At 63.8% G+C, this 18,137-nt stretch carries 17 protein-coding genes; 10 read left to right on the top strand and 7 right to left on the bottom strand.

Annotated elements, in window-relative coordinates; translation table 11 throughout:
* Positions 1 to 73: 73 nt before the first annotated feature.
* The 6 genes from ACP15O_RS15600 to ACP15O_RS15575 form a co-directional block, all read right to left on the bottom strand.
* On the bottom strand, positions 74 to 1,246 hold the full coding sequence (locus ACP15O_RS15600) for an ABC transporter substrate-binding protein (RefSeq protein WP_425097050.1): 1,173 nt from the start codon (positions 1,244 to 1,246) through the stop codon (positions 74 to 76).
* The gene (locus ACP15O_RS15595; RefSeq protein WP_425097049.1) at positions 1,243 to 1,827 is read right to left on the bottom strand and encodes an ANTAR domain-containing response regulator; all 585 of its coding nucleotides are present in this window, start codon (positions 1,825 to 1,827) and stop codon (positions 1,243 to 1,245) included. The genes ACP15O_RS15600 and ACP15O_RS15595 overlap by 4 nt, the downstream gene beginning before the upstream one ends.
* Positions 1,828 to 1,971: 144 nt before the next feature.
* Entirely contained in the window at positions 1,972 to 2,823 is an 852-nt protein-coding gene (gene nadC, locus ACP15O_RS15590) for a carboxylating nicotinate-nucleotide diphosphorylase (RefSeq protein ID WP_425097048.1), read from the bottom strand.
* On the bottom strand, positions 2,820 to 4,385 hold the full coding sequence (locus tag ACP15O_RS15585; protein WP_425097047.1) for an L-aspartate oxidase: 1,566 nt from the start codon (positions 4,383 to 4,385) through the stop codon (positions 2,820 to 2,822). Before ACP15O_RS15585 ends, nadC begins: the two co-directional genes overlap by 4 nt.
* A gap of 14 nt (positions 4,386 to 4,399) precedes the next feature.
* Entirely contained in the window at positions 4,400 to 5,452 is a 1,053-nt protein-coding gene (nadA, locus tag ACP15O_RS15580; RefSeq protein ID WP_425097046.1) for a quinolinate synthase NadA, read from the bottom strand.
* A gap of 99 nt (positions 5,453 to 5,551) precedes the next feature.
* Positions 5,552 to 6,019, bottom strand: a complete 468-nt coding sequence (locus ACP15O_RS15575; protein WP_425097045.1) for a MarR family winged helix-turn-helix transcriptional regulator — start codon at positions 6,017 to 6,019, stop codon at positions 5,552 to 5,554.
* Between the two features lie 138 nt (positions 6,020 to 6,157).
* Between ACP15O_RS15575 and ACP15O_RS15570 the strand changes: the two genes are divergently transcribed.
* The 3 genes from ACP15O_RS15570 (at position 6,158) to ACP15O_RS15560 (ending at position 9,174) form a co-directional block, all read left to right on the top strand.
* On the top strand, positions 6,158 to 7,195 hold the full coding sequence (locus ACP15O_RS15570; RefSeq protein WP_425097044.1) for a cupin domain-containing protein: 1,038 nt from the start codon (positions 6,158 to 6,160) through the stop codon (positions 7,193 to 7,195).
* Positions 7,192 to 7,890, top strand: a complete 699-nt coding sequence (locus ACP15O_RS15565; protein ID WP_425097043.1) for a fumarylacetoacetate hydrolase family protein — start codon at positions 7,192 to 7,194, stop codon at positions 7,888 to 7,890. Before ACP15O_RS15570 ends, ACP15O_RS15565 begins: the two co-directional genes overlap by 4 nt.
* Positions 7,891 to 7,962: 72 nt before the next feature.
* Positions 7,963 to 9,174: a 3-hydroxybenzoate 6-monooxygenase gene (locus ACP15O_RS15560; protein WP_425097042.1), complete on the top strand. Its 1,212-nt coding sequence runs from the start codon at positions 7,963 to 7,965 to the stop codon at positions 9,172 to 9,174.
* 132 nt (positions 9,175 to 9,306) lie between these two features.
* Here ACP15O_RS15560 and ACP15O_RS15555 read toward each other — a convergent pair whose 3' ends face one another.
* Positions 9,307 to 9,825: an RrF2 family transcriptional regulator gene (locus ACP15O_RS15555; RefSeq protein ID WP_425097041.1), complete on the bottom strand. Its 519-nt coding sequence runs from the start codon at positions 9,823 to 9,825 to the stop codon at positions 9,307 to 9,309.
* Positions 9,826 to 9,912: 87 nt separating this feature from the next.
* On the opposite strand from ACP15O_RS15555, the gene cydD reads away from it, so the two are divergent.
* From cydD to purN, 7 genes are all read left to right on the top strand, one after another.
* The gene (gene cydD, locus ACP15O_RS15550) at positions 9,913 to 11,562 is read left to right on the top strand and encodes a thiol reductant ABC exporter subunit CydD (RefSeq protein WP_425097040.1); all 1,650 of its coding nucleotides are present in this window, start codon (positions 9,913 to 9,915) and stop codon (positions 11,560 to 11,562) included.
* Complete coding sequence (locus ACP15O_RS15545) at positions 11,555 to 13,231, top strand: amino acid ABC transporter ATP-binding/permease protein (protein WP_425097039.1); 1,677 nt, start codon at positions 11,555 to 11,557, stop codon at positions 13,229 to 13,231. The genes cydD and ACP15O_RS15545 overlap by 8 nt, the downstream gene beginning before the upstream one ends.
* A 118-nt stretch (positions 13,232 to 13,349) precedes the next feature.
* Complete coding sequence (locus ACP15O_RS15540) at positions 13,350 to 14,963, top strand: cytochrome ubiquinol oxidase subunit I (protein WP_425097038.1); 1,614 nt, start codon at positions 13,350 to 13,352, stop codon at positions 14,961 to 14,963.
* A gap of 5 nt (positions 14,964 to 14,968) precedes the next feature.
* Positions 14,969 to 16,132, top strand: a complete 1,164-nt coding sequence (cydB, locus tag ACP15O_RS15535) for a cytochrome d ubiquinol oxidase subunit II (RefSeq protein ID WP_425097037.1) — start codon at positions 14,969 to 14,971, stop codon at positions 16,130 to 16,132.
* A 12-nt stretch (positions 16,133 to 16,144) separates the two neighbouring features.
* Positions 16,145 to 16,282 (top strand): cytochrome bd-I oxidase subunit CydX, encoded by a 138-nt coding sequence (gene cydX / locus ACP15O_RS15530; protein ID WP_425097036.1) that lies wholly within the window; start codon positions 16,145 to 16,147, stop codon positions 16,280 to 16,282.
* 164 nt (positions 16,283 to 16,446) lie between these two features.
* Positions 16,447 to 17,493 carry a phosphoribosylformylglycinamidine cyclo-ligase gene (purM, locus tag ACP15O_RS15525; protein ID WP_425097035.1) on the top strand — a complete coding sequence of 349 codons (1,047 nt, stop codon included), beginning with the start codon at positions 16,447 to 16,449 and terminating at the stop codon, positions 17,491 to 17,493.
* A complete protein-coding gene (gene purN, locus ACP15O_RS15520; protein ID WP_425097034.1) occupies positions 17,490 to 18,083 on the top strand; it encodes a phosphoribosylglycinamide formyltransferase in 594 nt (197 codons plus the stop codon). Before purM ends, purN begins: the two co-directional genes overlap by 4 nt.
* Positions 18,084 to 18,137: the final 54 nt, after the last annotated feature.

Below are 18,137 nucleotides of genomic sequence, written 5' to 3'. Positions count from 1 at the left end.
AGTCCCGCAGGCGCGAATTTCCCGGTTTTTGCTGCGATGCGGCGCTGGCTGCGGGATTTTGCCTGTTTTTTAATCATGCCGCCGCAAAGGGATCAAAGACGCGGCCATCGAAAAACTGATCGCGCAGCAGATAGAGCTGCCCGCCCCCCGAGGCCACGGCAGTGTTTTCGGCCAATGAGCCTTCGACTTTTTCAGAGGCACCGGGCATCTCGGCCGAGGTTTGCGCCAGATGCGTGCGGTACAGATCCGAGCGGAACACAGCCCGCGCGGTCTGCATCGCCTGCGTCCGGTCCAGCCCCATCCGTCCGGCGATCTGCGCGCCGATCCAGGCGGCCTGGCTTTTCCAGGGGAAGGTCGCGGCGCCGGCGTGGAATTCCAGAAAATGCGGTGTCTCGCGCTCGTCGCCGCGGGCCGAGATCACCAACTGCCCGGTCAGGGCGCGGTCGATCACCTCGGGGGCGACGGCGATGTAATGGCTGCGCGACAGGATTTCGGCCGCCGTCGTGCGCGCGCCTTCGGTGTTCAGCCAGCGCCCGGCGCGCCAGACCGCGCGCATCAGGCGTCCGGTCAGATCAGGGTCGGATTCCGTCCAGTCATGACGCACGGCCAGCACTTTTTCCGGAGAAAACCCCCAGATCGCGGCGCAGGGCAGCAACAGCTCGCCCACGTCATTTTCCACGGTGATCGAGCCCCAAGGCTCGCCCACGCAGAAGGCATCAATCTCATCGGCGGCAATCGCCTGCGCCATCAGCGGCGGCGGCACGGTGCGAATATCCAGCGATTGCGGCGCGGCCAGTCCCAGCGAGTTCAGCCAGTAATACAGCAGCTCGGCGTGCATCGAGAACGGGAAAGGCACCCCGATCCGCAGCCTCTGGCCGGTGGCGATCAGCGCGCGCCCGGCCTTTTGGGCGGATTTGAAATCGAAATCGTGCCCGGCGGCGTGCAGCTTGGTGGCCAGCGCCTTGGACACGCCGATCACATTGCCATTCACCGACATCACCGACAGCGCGTCCAGCCGCGTGGTCATCCCGCCCAGGCCCAAAGCCATGGCAACCGGGGTGGGGGAAAGCATATGCGCCGCCTCGATCTGCCCCAGCGCCAGCAGGTCGCGCAGCGTGGCCCAGCTGGGGGCCTTGCGCAGCTCCAGGTTCAGGCCTTCCTCTTCGGCAAAGCCCAGTTCGCGGGCGATGATCAGCGGGGCGGCGTCCACCAGCGGGATAAAGCCCGCAGTAATGTTCAACGTCATGACAACAGCCCCGCCGCGGTGACCAGAGACTGGGCGACCTCGATCATCTTCTTGCCCTGATCCATCGCGGTTTTGCGCAACAGGGCATAGGCCTCTTCTTCAGAGACACCGCGCGCCTTCATCAGGATGCCCTTGGCGCGGTCCAGGGTTTTGCGTTCCTCCAGCGCCTGTTTGGTGGCCTCCAGTTCCGTGCGCATCCGCTGGAACATGTGGAACCGGGTGATGGCGGCGTCCAGAATCGGCTTGATCCGATCCGAGCGCATCCCGTCCACCACATAGGCGGAGACGCCGGCCTCGATCGCGGCCTTGGTCAGCGCGTCATCGCTGCGATCCACGAACATCGCGACAGGGCGGTCCAGCGGCCCCGAGGCCAGCGCCAGTTCCTCCAGCGCGTCGCGCGACGGATCGGTCATGTCGATCAGCACCACATCGGGATCGCGCTGCGCGATGCGGCGCGACAGGCCCGATTCCTCGGCGATAACGGAAATATCATAGTCCCCCGAGCCATTCAGACTGTCGACAATCTGCAAGGCGCGGTCGCGGTCTTTTTCAACCACGATGATGGATAGGCGATTTGGCACAGTGGCTGGTCCCCGGTCTTTCTGAGTTTCAGATACGGGGGACCGGGGCGCAGAAAAAGCGCGACTCGCTCAAAGATGCGCTGCAATGCAGCAAAAACCGGTTGAATGCTTAATATTTGTGCAGTTAGCGCTTATCCGGGCGGATCAGAAATCCAGACCCAGATCCAATGTGCGCACCGAATGGGTCAGCGCGCCCGAGGAAATGTAATCCACGCCGGTGGCGGCCACTTCGGCGATGCGCTCCAGCTTCATGTTGCCCGAGGCCTCAAGCACCAGCGCGCCCTTCACCATGGCCACGGCCTTTTTCAGCGTGGGCGTGTCCATGTTGTCCAGCAGACACACATCCGCGCCGCCGGTTTCCAGAACCTCGGCCAACTGGTCCAGCGTGTCCACCTCAATCTCCACCCGCACCATATGCGAGGCATTGGCCTTGGTTGCCTCCAGCACCGGGCGAATGCCCCCGGCGGCGGCGATGTGGTTGTCCTTGATCAGGATCGCGTCGGACAGCGAAATGCGGTGGTTGAAGCCGCCACCATGCAGCACCGCCTGTTTTTCCACGATCCGCAGGCCGGGCGTGGTTTTGCGGGTGCAGGTGATGCGGGTGTCGGTGCCCTTGGTTTCCGCGACAAAGGCCGCGGTCAGCGTGGCGATCCCGGTCAGCCGCCCGGCAAAGTTCAGCGCTACCCGTTCGCCCGACAGGATCGAGGCGGCACGGCCCCGGATCTCCATCAGCGTATCGCCTTTCTTGCAGGGGGTGCCATCGGCCAGCAGAGTTCTCACCTCCAGCTCGGGGTCGGTCAGGCGAAAGGCGATCGCAGCCACCTGCATTCCGGACACCACCCCATCCTCGCGCGCGTTGATGCGGGCGTTATAGGTGGTGCCGGCGGGGATGACAGCGCGGGTGGTGACGTCACCGTATTGGCCCAGATCCTCCATCAGCGCATTGCGCACCATGGGTTCCAGGATCAGATCGGGCAGGGGGGCGAAGTGGGTCATGTGTCGCTTTCCACAGCAGCGGCGCGGATGCGGAGCGCCTGGTCCAGGGTGATACGGGTGCGCTCGGCGCGATCCAGAAGATCGGGGAAATCGCGGCGGCAATGGGCCCCGCGCGATTCCTGGCGCATCAGGGCGGCGGCAGTGATTAGCGTGGCCGTCGCCGTCATGTTGATAAAGCAGGGGCATTCGGGATGGTCGCGTTCCAGCTGGTCGATGATCCGCAGCGCCTGGCGCAGCCCGTCTGCATCGCGCACCACGCCGACGTTATTTGTCATGCAGCGGCGCAGGGTGTCGATGGCCTCGGACGGGGGCGTGGGCCCGCCCGGTTCGAAGTGCAGCGTCACCGGATCGGCCTGGCGCTCACCTGGCAGCGCGGCGCGGATGCCCTTGGCGCAGTGGCGGGCGTAGACCAGGGCCTCCAGCAGCCCGTTCGAGGCCAGCCGGTTCGCGCCATGCAGCCCGGTCGAGGAGGCCTCGCCGCAGACCCACAGATTGGTCAGGCTGCTGTGGCCTTCGGGGTCGGTGTCGATCCCGCCCATGTGGTAATGCGCGGCGGCGGCCACGGGGATCGGCTGCGTGGCCGGGTCAATCCCGGCGCGGGCGCAGGCCTCGGCGACCGAGGGAAACTGATCCAGAATATCCGCGCCCAGGGCATCGCGCGTGTCCAGCATCGGCCGGTTGCCCGCCTGGGTCTGGGCAAAGATCGCACGGGCCACGATGTCACGCGGGGCCAGTTCCGCATCGGGATGGGCCTCTAGCATGAACCGGGTGCCGTGGCGATTGATCAGGATCGCGCCCTCGCCGCGCAGGGCCTCGGTGGCCAGGGGGGCGGGGTCTTCGCCCATGTCAATCGCGGTGGGGTGGAATTGCACGAATTCGGGGTCGGCGATCATCGCGCCCGCGCGGGCGGCCATGCCGATCACCTGGCCGCGGATGCGCGGCGGGTTCGTCGTCAGCTTGAACAGCCCGCCCGAGCCGCCCCCCGCCAGCAGAACCGCCGGGCCGCGCAGCAAGATGGGCTGCGAGCGATCCGCGCCCGAGCTTTCGATTTCAACGCCGGTGACGGTGCCGTCCTGCACCTCCAGCCCCGAGGCCATGACCCCCTCCAGCACCTGCACCGAAGCGGTTTCACGCACCTGCGCGATCAGTGCCTTCATGATCTCGGCCCCGGCCTGATCGCCCTTGACGCGGACCACGCGGGCAAAGGAATGCGCGGCCTCGCGCGACAGCACATAGCCGCCGTTTTCATCGCGATCAAAGGGCGTGCCCAGCTGGGTCAGGTCCAGGATATGTTCGCGCGCCTCTTGGGTGACGCGTTCGGCCACGGCCAGATCCACCGTGCCGGCACCGGCGCGCTGGGTGTCTGTGGCATGGGATTGCGGGCTGTCCTTTAGCGCCATGGCGGCCGCGACACCGCCCTGCGCCCAGGCCGAGGACGCCCCTTCGCCCAGAATTTCAGGCGAGATCATCACAACCGGCATCGGGGCCAGATCCAGCGCCGCATAGAGCGCCCCAAGCCCCGCGCCGACGATAATGACGCGCTCGGTCGTGACGATGTTCATAAGGGTCCGTGTCCTTAGATGCCCAGCTCGCGCGACAGATCAATCATCCGGGTCACGGCCAGTTTGGCCTTTTCGGCGACCTCGGCGTCCACCTCGACCTGGCCGGTCATGGTGTGCAGCGCATAGAGCACTTTTTCCAGCGTGATCTTCTTCATGTAGGGGCACATGTTGCAGGGGCCGACGAAATCCACCTCGGGCAGTTCATCCGAGATATTCGAGGCCATCGAACATTCCGTCACCAGCATCGCCTTTTGCGGCTTCTCATCGGTGACGTATTTGATGATCCCACTGGTCGAGCCCGAGAAATCCGCCTCGGCCACCACATCGGGGGGGCATTCGGGATGCGCGATGATGCGGGTGTCAGGGTTCCATTCGCGGAATTCGCGCAGGTCCTTGGCGGTGTATTGTTCATGCACGATGCACGAGCCTTCCCACCAGACGATGTTCTTTTCCGGCACCAGGTTGGCGATGTTCTGTGCCAAGTACTGATCGGGGGTCATGATGATCGTGTCCTCGGGCAGGGCGGCCACGATCTGGGCCGCATTCGACGAGGTACAGCAGATATCCGAGGCGGCTTTGACGTCCGCCGTGGTGTTCACATAAGTCACGACGGGCGCGCCGGGATATTTGGCGCGCATCTGTTCGATGCCCTCGGCGGTGACGGATTCGGCCAGGCTGCAACCGGCCTCCATATCCGGGATCAGAACCGTTTTCGACGGGTTCAGGATCTTCGAGGTTTCGGCCATGAAATGCACACCGCACTGGACGATCACATCGGCCTCGACCTCGGTGGCCTTGATGGCCAGTTGCAGGCTGTCGCCCACGAAATCGGAAATGCCGTGGTAGATTTCCGGCGTCATGTAGTTATGCGCCAGGATCACCGCGCCGCGCTTTTTCTTCAGCGCGTTGATGGCCACCACATAGGGCGCGTAAATCGCCCAATCGGCAGGCGTGACCACCCGGTCCATGCGGGCGTAGATGTCCTGAGTGGCCTCGGCCAGCTCTACGGACGGGGCGAGATCATAGTGCTCTGCCAGATCGGCGCGAACGGTCGTAAGGTCGAGCAACCAGCTATCCTCCAGCTATGGCATGGGGGGGTTACATAAGGTGAATCTGCGGTGTTTTCCAGCGGAATGCGGCGCTGCGGCAGGTTTTTTAACAGTTTTCTAACGGGGTTTGGGGGGCAAAAGGGGCGCGCGGCTTAGATCGTTGCCTGCCTCGGCCACTTTGCGCATCAGGCTCAGAAGGGTGTCTTTTTCCTGCGAATCCAGCCCGCTGAGGATGTCATCCTGTAGCGCCCGCACGATCGGAGCGGTGGTCTCCAGCACCTGCCGGCCCGTGGCTGTCAGGCTCAGAATGCGGGCGCGGCGGTCGCGCGGGCTGACTTTGCGTTCGATCAGCCCCTTGTTTTGCAGCCGGTCCAGCACCGCGCCGATGGTCACCCGGTCCTGCGCGATCAGCCCGGCCAGGGTGGCCTGATCCACGTCGGGATTGGTGTGCAGGGCCGATAACGTGCCAAATTGCACCGGGGTCAGGTCAATCCCGGCCTCTTTCATGCGCTGCGTAAAAACCGAGGTGGAAATCTGGTGCAGCCGCCGGATCAGGTGGCCCGCCATGCCGTAAAGCTGGTTCAAGGTCGGTTCCTCTTGTTTGTGCCAATGCGCGCCAACGCCGGAAGGCTAACATGGGAAGAAGCATTTGACGAGTGCACTTATAATAAGTACGCTTACATTAATTCTGGAATCACCACGTGTGCCATTGGGAGGACTAACATGGCTGAACAGCTGGGAACCCTTGAGGAATTGCCGCAGGATTATCGCGATGCGATGACCGAGGCAGGCGTTGCGCCGCTTTGGCCGATGATGCGGAACGTGCTGCCCCATGGCAAACCGAACCCCACCACTCGTCCGGGCTACTGGAACTATGAAAACCTGCGCCCGCTGCTGCACCGCGCGGGCGAGCTGACCCCGGTGGAAAAGGCCGAGCGCCGCGTGCTGGTGCTGTCCGATCCGGGCCGCGGGGCAGGGGCGATGCAGGCCACTGCCTCGATCTATCTGGGGATGCAGCTGCTGCTGCCGGGCGAAACCGCGCCGGCCCATGTGCATACCCCGTCCGCGGTGCGGATCATCGTCGAAGGCGAAGGTGGCTTTACCGTCGTGGACGGCGAGCGCCTGCCGATGGAGGAGGGCGACCTGGTCCTGACCCCCGGCGGCGACTGGCATGACCACGGCCATGACGGCACCGATCCCGTCGTCTGGCTGGACGCGCTGGATCTGCCGCTGTTCTACTACCTGGAAGGCTCTTACGCCACCGAAGGCCCGCTGCAAGCGCAGCGCAACCGTCCCGATGCGGGGCAGGTGGAATACCTGTCCTCGGGGCTGGTGCCGTCGCGCAAACTGGGCGCTGGCACCCGCAAATACCCGATGGTCCGCTATCCCTGGACCCGCACCGAGGCCGCGCTGCGCGAGGTCGTGAAATACGCGGATGATGGCATTGCCGAGCTGGACTATGTGAACCCCGAAACCGGCACCGATGTGCTGCCGACCATGGGCTTTACCGCGATGATGATCCCGGCGGGCGCCAAATCCACCCCGCCGCTGCAATCGTCCTCGGCCGCCTTCCATGTGGTCAAGGGCCGTGGCAAAACCACCATTGACGGTGAAACGTTTGAATGGGGCCCGAAGGACACGTTCTCGGCCCCCGTCTTTGCGGAAATCACGCACGAAGCCAGCGAAGAGGCCTTCCTGGTGCGCGTGCATGACCGTCCGCTGCAGGAAAAACTTGGTTACTACGAGGAACGCGCACGATGAGCAGCTACCTGTTCGATACCCCTGAAATTCAGTCCATCCCGGTCAAGGGCGAGGACGCTCAATACCCGATCAACCGCATTTTCTGCGTGGGCCGCAACTATGCTGCGCATGCGGCGGAAATGGGGGTCGAGGTGGACCGCGAAGCGCCGTTCTACTTCACCAAATCGCCCTCGGCCAATCTGGCCAGCGGCTCGACCATTCCCTATCCCCTGGGCACCGAGAACTATCACTACGAGATGGAGCTGGTGCTGGTGATCGGCAAACCCGCCTTCCGCGTTTCGGTCGCAGAGGCGGGCGATAAGATCTACGCCTATGGCTGCGGTCTGGATATGACGCGCCGCGACCTGCAACTGGCCGCCCGCGCCAAGCAGCGCCCCTGGGATCTGGGCAAGGATGTCGAGGATTCGGCCGTCTTTGCCCCCCTGACCAAAGCCGCCGAACTGGGCGAGCTGGGCGCGCAGCGCATTCATCTGGAAGTCAACGGCGAGGTCAAGCAGGACGCGCATCTGCGCGACCTGATCCACAACGTCTATGAAATCGTGGCCGACCTGTCGAAATACTATCACCTGGTGCCCGGCGACGTGATCATGACCGGCACTCCGGCAGGTGTTGGCCCTGTCGTGGCTGGCGATAAGATCACCGGCGGCGTGGACGGGCTGGAGCCCATCGAGCTGACCATCGGCGCGCCCGAATAATCGGGCCTTCCATTCTGGCAATCACATGACGGGGCGTGGCCAGGTGCCACCCCCGAACGGAGGAGACGTATCATGAGTGAAGACCGCATCCTTATTGCAGGCGGTGGCATCGGTGGCCTGGCCACGGCCATCGGACTGGCCCAGAAGGGCATCAAATCGCTGGTTCTGGAAAAAGCGCCCGAACTGGGCGAGATTGGCGCCGGCATTCAGCTGGGGCCGAACGCCTTTCACGCGTTTGATTATCTGGGGGTCGGGGACGCGGCGCGCTCGATGGCGGTCTATATCGACAACCTGCGCCTGATGGACGCGATTTCCGGCGATGAGATCACCCGCATCCCGCTGGACGATGATTTCCGCGCGCGCTTTAAAAACCCCTATGCCGTGGTGCACCGGGGCGATCTGCACGGCGTGTTCCTGCGCGCCTGCCTGGAGCACGAGCTGGTCGATCTGCGCACTTCCTCGGAGGTGGCCGACTATGAACAGGACGGCAGCTCCGTCACCGCGATCCTGCACAATGGTGACCGCGTCACCGGCAAGGCCCTGATCGGCGCGGATGGCCTGTGGTCGAACATCCGCAAACGTGTGGTGGGCGATGGCGCCCCGCGCGTGTCGGGCCATACCACCTATCGCTCGGTGATCCCGACCGAACAGATGCCCGAGGACCTGCGCTGGAATGCTGCCACCCTGTGGGCCGGCCCCAAGTGTCACATCGTGCACTATCCGCTGTCCGGCTGGAAAGTGTTCAACCTGGTGGTCACCTATCACAATGACGCGGCCGAACCCGTCGCGGGCCTGCCCGTCACCAACGAAGAGGTCGCCCGCGGCTTTGAGCACGTGAATCCCGTCGCCCGTCAGATCATCGAAAAGGGCAAGGACTGGAAACTTTGGGTTCTGTGTGACCGCGAGCCCGTCAGCAACTGGATCGACGGGCGCGTGGCCCTGCTGGGCGATGCGGCCCACCCGCAGCTGCAATATTTCGCTCAGGGGGCCTGTATGGCAATGGAGGACGCCGTGGCCCTGGCGCATGTCATGGGCGATAACCCCAATGATATCGAGCGCAGCTTGCAGACCTATCAGGGGATGCGGCTGAACCGGACGGCCCGCATTCAGTTGCAATCGCGTGAGATCGGTCAGCACATCTATCACCCCGCCGGGGCCCATGCCGAGCTGCGTAACGCCATCATGAAGGCGAAAACGCCCACCGATTGGTATGACACGGTGGAATGGCTCTATGGGTCGACCGGGCTGGAGGGCGCGATCTCGCCCGAGACCCTGCCGCGCTAAGCCCATGTATCCCAAGCCCCGCAGGTGCCCGCGCATCTGCGGGCTTTTGTGTTGGGGGCTTTGGGTAGGGGCATGATCGCAGCGCTTTCTTGCGCAGCCCCCCGCGTTTGCCGCCACAAAGCCCCGCCCGAATTACCGCGCAGAGCCCCCAGAAGAGGCTGATTTGCACCTGCCGGCCGGGGCAGGCTGCATGGTCAGCAGATCGACCAGCCCGCAGTTTCCGCGCACAAGATCGTCCAGAGTAACCATGTCCAGCTCGTGGTAAAACGCTTCCTGGGCGCGCAGGATATAGTTGCGCAGCCGGCAGTCTTTCACCAGCGGGCAGGCATTCGATTTGTCGTCAAAGCACTCGGCAATCGGGATGTCCCCTTCGAACAGGCGGAAAATGGCCCCAACCGAGATCTGATCCTTGGGCCGGGCCAGACACAGCCCGCCCGAGCGCCCACGCACTGTGCTGATGTATCCGTTCGATTGCAGCCGCTGCACCACATGCGCCAGATGGTGGGACGAACAATTGCACGCATGCGCAATTTCCGCCGTGGTGACAAGCCGCTGGGTATGTACGGCGCTGAACATCAGGACGCGCGCTGCCAGATTGGTTCGTGTCGCCACCCGCATCGAAATTCCTTTCTGTTTGCGCTTATGTGGCATGAAAGAATCAGGTTTTTCTTGATCGAGATCAACACAGCCGGTCAAAAACCCTTATAATCGGCATTCTGAATGCGAAATAGGTGCGCCATGTCTCCCAACCCGTCGCAAAACCTTGTGGATCAGTTCAAACCTGACAAAGCGGGCGTTCTGCTTAGCCTGCTGGCGGCGCTGATCTGGCCGTTTCAGGCCGCTGTGATTGCGGCTGTTCTGTCGGGATTGCTGGCGGGGGGGACGCCTGTTTCACCGCTGATCGCGGCCATTGTTTTCTTTGCGCTGGCCGCGTTGCGCGCCGCGATCGAGGCGGGGTCTCAGTATCGGCTTTCCGCCGCTCTGGAACGCCAGCTGGCGGCGGTGCGCGGCCGGATCGTCACCCAAGAGGCGCGGGCGGCCGGCGACTCTGCGCTTGGCAATGGGGGGGCTCTTGCGGCTTTGCTGGCCGAGAAACTTGAGGCGCTGCGCCCCTATTTTCTGCGCTATCGCCCGGCCCGGTTACGATCAGGCGTCATGCCTGTCGTGATCCTCGCGCTTGCGCTGTGGCACAGCTGGGCGGTGGCGGTGGTGCTGCTGATGGCCGGCCCGTTGATCCCGCTGTTCATGGCGCTGGTGGGCTGGGCCGCCAAAGAGGCCAGCGCGCGCCAGATGGGGGAAATCGGCCAGTTGAGCGATCTGCTGATCGACCGGCTTGCGGCTTTGTCTGATCTGAAATTGATCGGCGCCGGCCCGGCCTTGATTGACGGGTTTTCCGAGGCCTCGGATTCGTTGCGCCACCGCACGATGGCTGTTCTGCGCATCGCATTTTTGTCCTCGACGGTGCTGGAATTATTCGCGGCCCTGGGCGTGGCCATGGTCGCCGTCTGGGTGGGATTTGCGCTGCTGGGCGAAATCCACTGGGGCACCTGGGGGGCGCCGCTGACGCCCTTCGCGGGGATTTTCCTGCTGCTCATGGCCCCGGATTTTTTTCAGCCCCTGCGGGATCTGGCCGCCGCCTGGCACGATAAGGCCGCCGCCGAGGCGGTGCTGGATGAGCTTGCCCAATGGCAGGGCGAAACGCGCCCGGACATGTTAAGATCGGTTAACGGGCCATGCGGGTTTTCCGTGCCGACGGCGATCAATCTGCGTGATCTTTCCCTTGTGCGGGGGGGGCATGAACTGCGCTATCCCGATCTGTCGATCCCCCTGGGCGAAAGCCTTGCCATCATAGGCGAAAGCGGGTCGGGCAAGTCCAGCCTGCTGCGGCTGCTGGCCGGATTGGAGCGCGCCAAAACTGGTGCCGTGCTGCTGGATCAGACGCCTCTTGAGCGCGAAAACGTCGATGCCTGGCGTCAGAATCTGGGCTGGATGCCGCAGGCTCCGCATTTTCTGAACCGTTCGCTTCGGTACAATATCGGGTTCGGACAGCCGGTATCCGACACGCTGTTAGAGCAGGCGCGGCTGGCCGAAGTCGTCGCGTCCCTGCCCAGCGGATTGCAGGCGCAACTGGGCGAAAACGGAGCCGGATTGTCCGGAGGAGAGGCCCGCCGCGTCATGCTGGCGCGCGCTTTGCACGGGCATCCGGCAGTGCTGCTGGCGGACGAGCCAACGGCGGATCTGGACCCCGAAACGGCGCGATTTGTCCTGCGCGGATTGCTGGAATTTTCGGTTTCGGGCGGGACTCTGATCGTGGCGACACATGATCCGAATCTTATCCGGCAGATGGATCATGTGCTGGATCTGGGGAAGGGCGGTCGCCATGAATAACTTGTTTTATATAGCAAAATTGCTGTTTCTTGCCGAAAGACGCCCGCTGTTGATCGGTCTGACCCTATCGGCTGTGGTGCTGTTGATGGGGGTCGCGCTGCTGGGGTTGTCGGGCTGGTTTATCACGGCGGCAGCGGCGGCTGGGATCGCGGGTATCGGCATCTTGTTTAACGTCTTTGCGCCCTCTGCGATGGTGCGGTTTCTGGCGCTTGGCCGGACCGTTGCCCGCTACGGAGAGCGGCTCTCGACGCATGATGCGGTGCTACGGGCGCTTTCGGCTCTTCGGGTGCGTTTGCTGACGGGGCTGCTGCGGTGGCCGCATCGCCAGCTAGAGCGGCTGAGGGCCGATGCGATGCTAAATCGCGTCACGGCGGACATTGACGCCCTGGACGGTGTGCTGCTGCGCCTGGTTCTGCCTGGGCTGGCCGGAGGCCTGACGCTGCTGTTGGTCACGGGGGTGCTGGCTTGGCTGGTGGATCCGCTGGTGGCTTTGATCGTCGGGCCGGGGTATCTGATCGGCGCGAATTTCGTGTTCTTCCTGGGGCAACGCCTGGCGCGCACCCCTGCGCGGCAGGCCGAGGCAGCCTTGCAGGCCACGCGCCGCCGGTTAATACAAATGGTTACCGCAAGAGAGGATCTGACGGTCTATGGCCAGATCGACGCGGCTGCCGCGCAGTGCCATCACGCGTCTGAACGGTTTGGGGCGGCGCGCCAGAAACTGGACAGGATCGAGCGGCGCTCGGGGCTGGGGATGGACATTGCCGGGGGGGCGATTGTGGCGCTTGCGTTGGGCACCGGAGCGGCGCTTGCGCAGGCGGGGCATCTGAGCGCGGCCAGTGCTGCGATTGGCGTGTTTGCGGCTTTGGCGCTTGCGGAAACTGTCGCGCCCATTCGGCGTGCCCTGACCGAGATCGGGCGCATGGCCCAGGCGGCGCGCCGTGTGCGTCCCATGCTGGCAGAGCCGGCCGGCCCGCCTCCGATCCCCCCCGCCGCGCGCGCGCCGGTTTCATTGCGGCTGAGGGCTCTTGCAGGACGGGGCGGGGCGGGGGGCTCTGATCTGTTCACCCCTGTGGATCTGTGCTTGAAACCTGGGGAAACCGCGGCGCTGACAGGCCCAAGCGGCAGTGGCAAAAGCACGGTTTTGCTGATGGTGGCGGGGGCTTTGCCCCCTGCGGGCGGCCAGGTGATCCTGGGGGCGGACGACGGGCAGGAAGCCGTGATTGATGGCCCGCAGCCGCAGATTGCGATGGTGCCTCAGCGTCACGGGCTGATTGCGGGAACGGTTGCGCAGAACCTGCGGCTGGGGGCGCCGGGGGCCTCTGATGATCGCCTGTGGGCCGCTTTGCGTGCGGCATGTCTGGACCATGTGATCACAGCCAGAGGCGGGCTGGAGGCTCCGCTGGGATTTCGCGGGGCGGGCCTGTCAGGCGGCGAGGCACGCCGGCTGGTACTGGCGCGCGCGATCCTGCGCAATCCGGCCATTCTTTTGCTGGATGAACCGACCGAGGGGCTGGATGACAAAACCGCGCGGGCGGTGATGCTGGGGGTGCGCCAGGCTCTGCCCGAGGCGATGATTCTGATGGCGGCGCACCGGCCGGCCGAAATAGAGGCCGCCGATCAACGCATCCGGATTGGCGCGCCTGAGGCCCGGCCGCTGGGGGCTGCGTGATTAAAAGCACATTTTGAATGCAGAATTGATTCAGATCAAATCCACATTCTGAGTGCGGAATATAAGTCAGGGGAATGCATGTGACAGATGCGCCTTTAACCGTCCATAGGAGTTCACCATGGAAATCGGACTAGTCGAGCTGTCTCGCTTACAGTTTGCGATGACAGCTATGTATCACTTTCTCTTTGTGCCGCTGACGCTGGGTCTGTCGATCCTCGTGGCGATCATGGAGACCGTCTATGTCATGACCAACCGCCCGATCTGGCGGCAGATGACGAAATTCTGGGGCACGCTGTTCGGCATCAACTTTGTGCTGGGCGTCGCCACGGGCATCACGATGGAGTTTCAGTTCGGCATGAACTGGAGCTATTACAGCCATTACGTGGGCGACATCTTCGGCGCGCCGCTGGCGATTGAGGGGCTGATGGCCTTCTTCCTGGAGGCCACCTTTGTCGGGTTGTTCTTCTTTGGCTGGGACAAGCTGACCAAGGTGCAGCACGCGGTTGTCGCCTGGCTGGTGGCGATCGGCTCGAACTTCTCGGCGCTGTGGATCCTGATTGCCAATGGCTGGATGCAGAACCCGGTGGGCGCGGAATTCAACCCCGATACGATGCGGATGGAGATGACCTCGTTCTTCGAGGTGCTGTTCAACGAGGTCGCGCAGGCCAAATTCGTGCACACGGTTTCCGCCGGCTATGTCACGGCCAGCATTTTCGTGCTGGGGGTATCGGCGCTGTATCTGCTGCAGGACCGGCACAAGGATCTGGCGCGGCGCTCGATTGCGGTGGCCTCGGCCTTTGGGCTGGCGGCGGCGCTGTCGGTCGTGGTGCTGGGGGACGAGTCCGGCTACTCGGCCAGCCACACCCAGAAAATGAAACTGGCCGCGATCGAGGGCATGTGGGAAACCCACGAGGCCCCGGCGCAGTTCACCCTGGTCGGCTTCCCTGATCAAGAGGCGCGCGAGACGCATTATGCCGTGGAAATCCCCTGGGTGATGGGGCTGATCGGCACGCGTAGCCTGACCGAGGAAATCCCCGGCATCAACGATCTGGTCGCCGAATCCGAGCTGAGAATCCGCGATGGCCTGATCGCCTATGATGCGCTGATGACGATCCGCGATCAGCGCGAGGCCACCCCGCAAGAGGTGCGCACCACATTCGAGGAACATTCCGACAATCTGGGCTATGCCCTGCTGCTGAAACAATATGTCGATGACCCGCGCGAGGCCACGGATGCGCAGATCAGCCAGGCCGCCGATGACACGGTGCCGGGCGTGGCGCCGCTGTTCTGGGCCTTCCGTCTGATGGTGGGGCTGGGCTTCAGCTTTATTGCGGTGATGGCCTATTTCTTCTGGCGGGCGTCCTTCCGGCAGATGCAATTCCCGCGCTGGTCGCTTTATGCGGCGGTGGCGATCATCCCGACGCCGTGGATCGCGGCCGAGCTGGGCTGGTTTGTCGCTGAATTCGGCCGTCAGCCCTGGACGGTGGACGGGGTTTTGCCCACCGCTCTGTCGGCCTCGCATCTGAGCATCGCCGATCTGGTGATCACGCTGGCCGGCTTCGTCACCTTCTATTCGATCCTCTTTGTGATCGAGATGAGCCTGATGGTGAAATACATCCGCAAGGGGCCCTATCTGGACGTCGCTGAAACGGATGCCTGGTTGAAACGCCACGAACACCGCCTGCGCACGCATGACGGCAAGGGCCCTTTCTCTGAAACTCCGGCGGAGTAACTGACATGATCCTGTATGAAATGATCGACTTTGACGTATTGCGCGTGATCTGGTGGGCGCTTCTGGGCGTGCTGCTGATCGGGTTTGCCCTGACCGACGGGTTCGACATGGGGGTGGGGGCGCTGCTGCCTTTCGTGGCCAAAACCGATGTCGAGCGCCGCATGGCCATCAACACCGTTGGCCCGGTCTGGGAGGGCAACCAGGTCTGGTTCATCCTGGGGGGCGGCGCGATCTTTGCCGCCTGGCCGCCGCTCTATGCGGTCAGCTTCTCGGGGTTTTATCTGGCGATGTTCGTGGTGCTGGCCGCCTTTATTGTCCGTCCGGTGGCGTTCAAGTACCGCTCGAAACGCGAAGGCGCGGCCTGGCGCAATGGCTGGGACTGGGCGCTGTTCGTGGGGGGCGCGGTGCCGTCGCTGCTGTTCGGCGTGGCTGTGGGCAATGTGCTGCTGGGCGTGCCCTTCTACCTGACGCCGGATCTGATGCCGATGTATGACGGCAACTTTGCCATCAAGTTCCTTGGCCTGCTGCGCCCCTTTGCGCTGCTGGCGGGGGTGGTGTCCTTTTCCATGCTGATGATGCACGGCGCGGCCTGGCTGACGCTGAAATCCGAAGGCCAGGTGGCCGCGCGCGCGCGCCGTATCGGTACGGTGGCCGGGCTGGTGGCCATGGCGGGCTATGCGCTGGCCGGTGTCTGGCTGGCGCTTGGGGTGGATGGGTTCGCGCTGACGAATGCGGTGGTGCCCAACGGCCCGTCGAACCCGCTCTATTCCGAGGTCACGCGCGGTGGCAGCTGGATGTCGGCCTATGCCGCGCGCCCCTGGATCGCGATTGCGCCGATCATGGGCTTTGTCGGCACCGCGCTGGCGGTTCTGGGGCTGCGGGCAGGGCGCGAGGTCTCGACCCTGCTGTGGTCCAAGATGGGGATCACGGGGATCATTGCCTCGGTCGGGTTGACGATGTTCCCGTTCATCCTGCCCTCGACCGTGGATCCGAACAGTTCGCTGACCGTGTGGGATGCCTCCAGCTCGCATCAGACGCTGTTCATCATGCTGGTGGTCACGGCGATCTTCATGCCGCTGATCCTGGCCTATACCGCCTGGGTGTATAAGGTGCTGTGGGGCAAGGTCACCGAGGCCGACGTCACCGAAAACGCCGACACCGTGTATTAAAGGAGAGATGACATGTGGTATTTTGCCTGGCTTCTGGGATTGCCGCTGGCCGCTTTGTTCGCTGTTCTGAACGCGATGTGGCTGGAGCTGCGCGCCGATGCCTGTTTCACCGAAGAGGGGGACTGCCCCGTCGGAGAACACAAGCCCTAGGCCCTTCGAACCCGTGGAGACACCCGTTCCTTCGTCGCCACGTGCCTGGCCCCGCTCCGATTGCCGGATGCGGGGCCTGGTGTGTCTGGTGTGTCTGGTGCGGGCCGGTGGACACGCGCCGCGCAATGGTCTAAGGGGGCCGCAACGTAATCGGGGATATGCTGATGACCACTGGCAAGAACGGCCTGACCTATGCAGATGCAGGCGTGGATATTGATGCAGGCAACGAACTTGTGGACCGGATCAAACCGGCCGCCAAACGGACCAAACGCTCGGGCGTGATGTCGGGGCTGGGCGGTTTTGGCGCGCTGTTCGATCTGAAGGACGCAGGGTATAGCGATCCGATCCTGGTGGGGGCCACCGACGGGGTGGGCACCAAGCTGCGCATCGCCATCGACACTGGCAACGTGGACACGATCGGCATTGATCTGGTTGCCATGTGCGTCAACGATCTGGTGTGTCAGGGGGCTGAGCCTCTGTTTTTCCTTGATTATTTCGCCACCGGCAAGCTGGAGCTGGATCAGGCCGCCCGCATTGTCGAAGGCATCGCCGAGGGCTGCGTGCAGTCCGGCTGCGCGCTGATCGGCGGGGAAACCGCTGAAATGCCCGGCATGTATTCCGAAGGCGATTTCGATCTGGCGGGCTTTGCCGTTGGCGCGATGGAGCGCGGCGCGGATCTGCCCGATGGCGTGACCGAGGGCATGGTTCTGCTGGGGCTGGGCTCGAACGGGGTGCACTCGAACGGCTATAGCCTGGTGCGCAAACTGGTCGAGGTGTCCGGCCTGGGCTGGGACGCCGATTGCCCGTGGGAAGAGGGCAGCCTTGGCGCGGCCCTGCTTGCGCCGACGCGGCTGTATGTCAAACAATCGCTGGCGGCTGTCCGGGCAGGGGGCGTGCACGCGCTGGCGCATATCACCGGCGGCGGGCTGACGGAAAACCTGCCGCGCGTTCTGCCCGAGGGGCTGGGCGCCACGATTGACCTGAACGCCTGGGATCTGCCGCCCGTGTTCAAATGGCTGGCAGCCACCGGCGGCATGGAAGAATCCGAGCTGCTGAAGACCTTTAACTGCGGCATCGGCATGATCCTGGTGGTGGACGCAGACCGCGCCGCCGCCCTGACCGAACTGCTGACCGAGGCAGGCGAGACCGTCACCGCCCTAGGCACCATCGGTGCGGGCGAGGGCGTGTCCTATAAGGGCGCGCTGCTGTGACCAAACGGGTGGCCATCCTGATTTCGGGCGGTGGCTCGAATATGGTGAAGCTGGTGGAAAGCATGGTGGGCGATCACCCGGCGCGTGCTGTTCTGGTGGGCTCGAACGACCCTGCGGCCGGTGGCCTGCAAAAAGCCGCTGACATGGGCGTGGATACCTTCGCCGTGGATCACCGCCCGTTCAAAGGCGACCGCGAGGCGTTTCAGGCGGCTCTGCTGGACCAGCTGAAGGCCGCTCAGCCCGATATTGTCTGTCTGGCAGGGTTCATGCGGGTGCTGACCGAAAGCTTCGTGCGTGAATTCGATGGGCGGATGCTGAATATTCACCCGTCCTTGCTGCCCAAATACAAGGGCCTGCACACCCACGCCCGCGCGCTGGAGGCTGGCGATACTCAGGCCGGCTGCACCGTTCATCTGGTGACCCCTGCGCTGGATGACGGCCCGATCCTGGGCCAGGCCCGCGTTCCGATTCAGGACGGCGACACGCCCGACAGCCTGGCCGCGCGCGTTCTGCTGCGCGAACACCAGCTTTACCCCGCTGTTTTGCGCCGTTTTGCAGCAGGGGAAACCGCGCCCTTGATGCTGGGCTAGGCTTCCGTTGCGCGCTGGCTTTCCATTGGCCGTGCTTTGACGTATACGCATAAA

Source organism: Youngimonas ophiurae (nom. illeg.), from assembly GCF_049803795.1.
Taxonomy (GTDB): Bacteria; Pseudomonadota; Alphaproteobacteria; order Rhodobacterales; family Rhodobacteraceae; genus Thalassobius.
Note: the sequence above shows the minus strand (reverse complement) of the source record. Positions and strands in the feature narration are given on the sequence as shown.

Excerpts from the sequence above, each read along its gene's own strand:
- cydX (WP_425097036.1), top strand. The coding sequence starts at position 16,145 with ATGTGGTATTTTGCCTGGCTTCTGGGATTGCCGCTGGCCGCTTTGTTC.
- ACP15O_RS15560 (WP_425097042.1), top strand. The coding sequence starts at position 7,963 with ATGAGTGAAGACCGCATCCTTATTGCAGGCGGTGGCATCGGTGGCCTG.
- ACP15O_RS15585 (WP_425097047.1), bottom strand. The coding sequence starts at position 4,385 with ATGAACATCGTCACGACCGAGCGCGTCATTATCGTCGGCGCGGGGCTT.
- purM (WP_425097035.1), top strand. The coding sequence starts at position 16,447 with ATGACCACTGGCAAGAACGGCCTGACCTATGCAGATGCAGGCGTGGAT.
- cydD (WP_425097040.1), top strand. The coding sequence starts at position 9,913 with ATGTCTCCCAACCCGTCGCAAAACCTTGTGGATCAGTTCAAACCTGAC.
- ACP15O_RS15540 (WP_425097038.1), top strand. The coding sequence starts at position 13,350 with ATGGAAATCGGACTAGTCGAGCTGTCTCGCTTACAGTTTGCGATGACA.
- cydB (WP_425097037.1), top strand. The coding sequence starts at position 14,969 with ATGATCCTGTATGAAATGATCGACTTTGACGTATTGCGCGTGATCTGG.
- nadC (WP_425097048.1), bottom strand. The coding sequence starts at position 2,823 with ATGACCCACTTCGCCCCCCTGCCCGATCTGATCCTGGAACCCATGGTG.
- ACP15O_RS15555 (WP_425097041.1), bottom strand. The coding sequence starts at position 9,825 with ATGCCACATAAGCGCAAACAGAAAGGAATTTCGATGCGGGTGGCGACA.
- ACP15O_RS15565 (WP_425097043.1), top strand. The coding sequence starts at position 7,192 with ATGAGCAGCTACCTGTTCGATACCCCTGAAATTCAGTCCATCCCGGTC.
- ACP15O_RS15570 (WP_425097044.1), top strand. The coding sequence starts at position 6,158 with ATGGCTGAACAGCTGGGAACCCTTGAGGAATTGCCGCAGGATTATCGC.
- ACP15O_RS15600 (WP_425097050.1), bottom strand. The coding sequence starts at position 1,246 with ATGACGTTGAACATTACTGCGGGCTTTATCCCGCTGGTGGACGCCGCC.
- ACP15O_RS15545 (WP_425097039.1), top strand. The coding sequence starts at position 11,555 with ATGAATAACTTGTTTTATATAGCAAAATTGCTGTTTCTTGCCGAAAGA.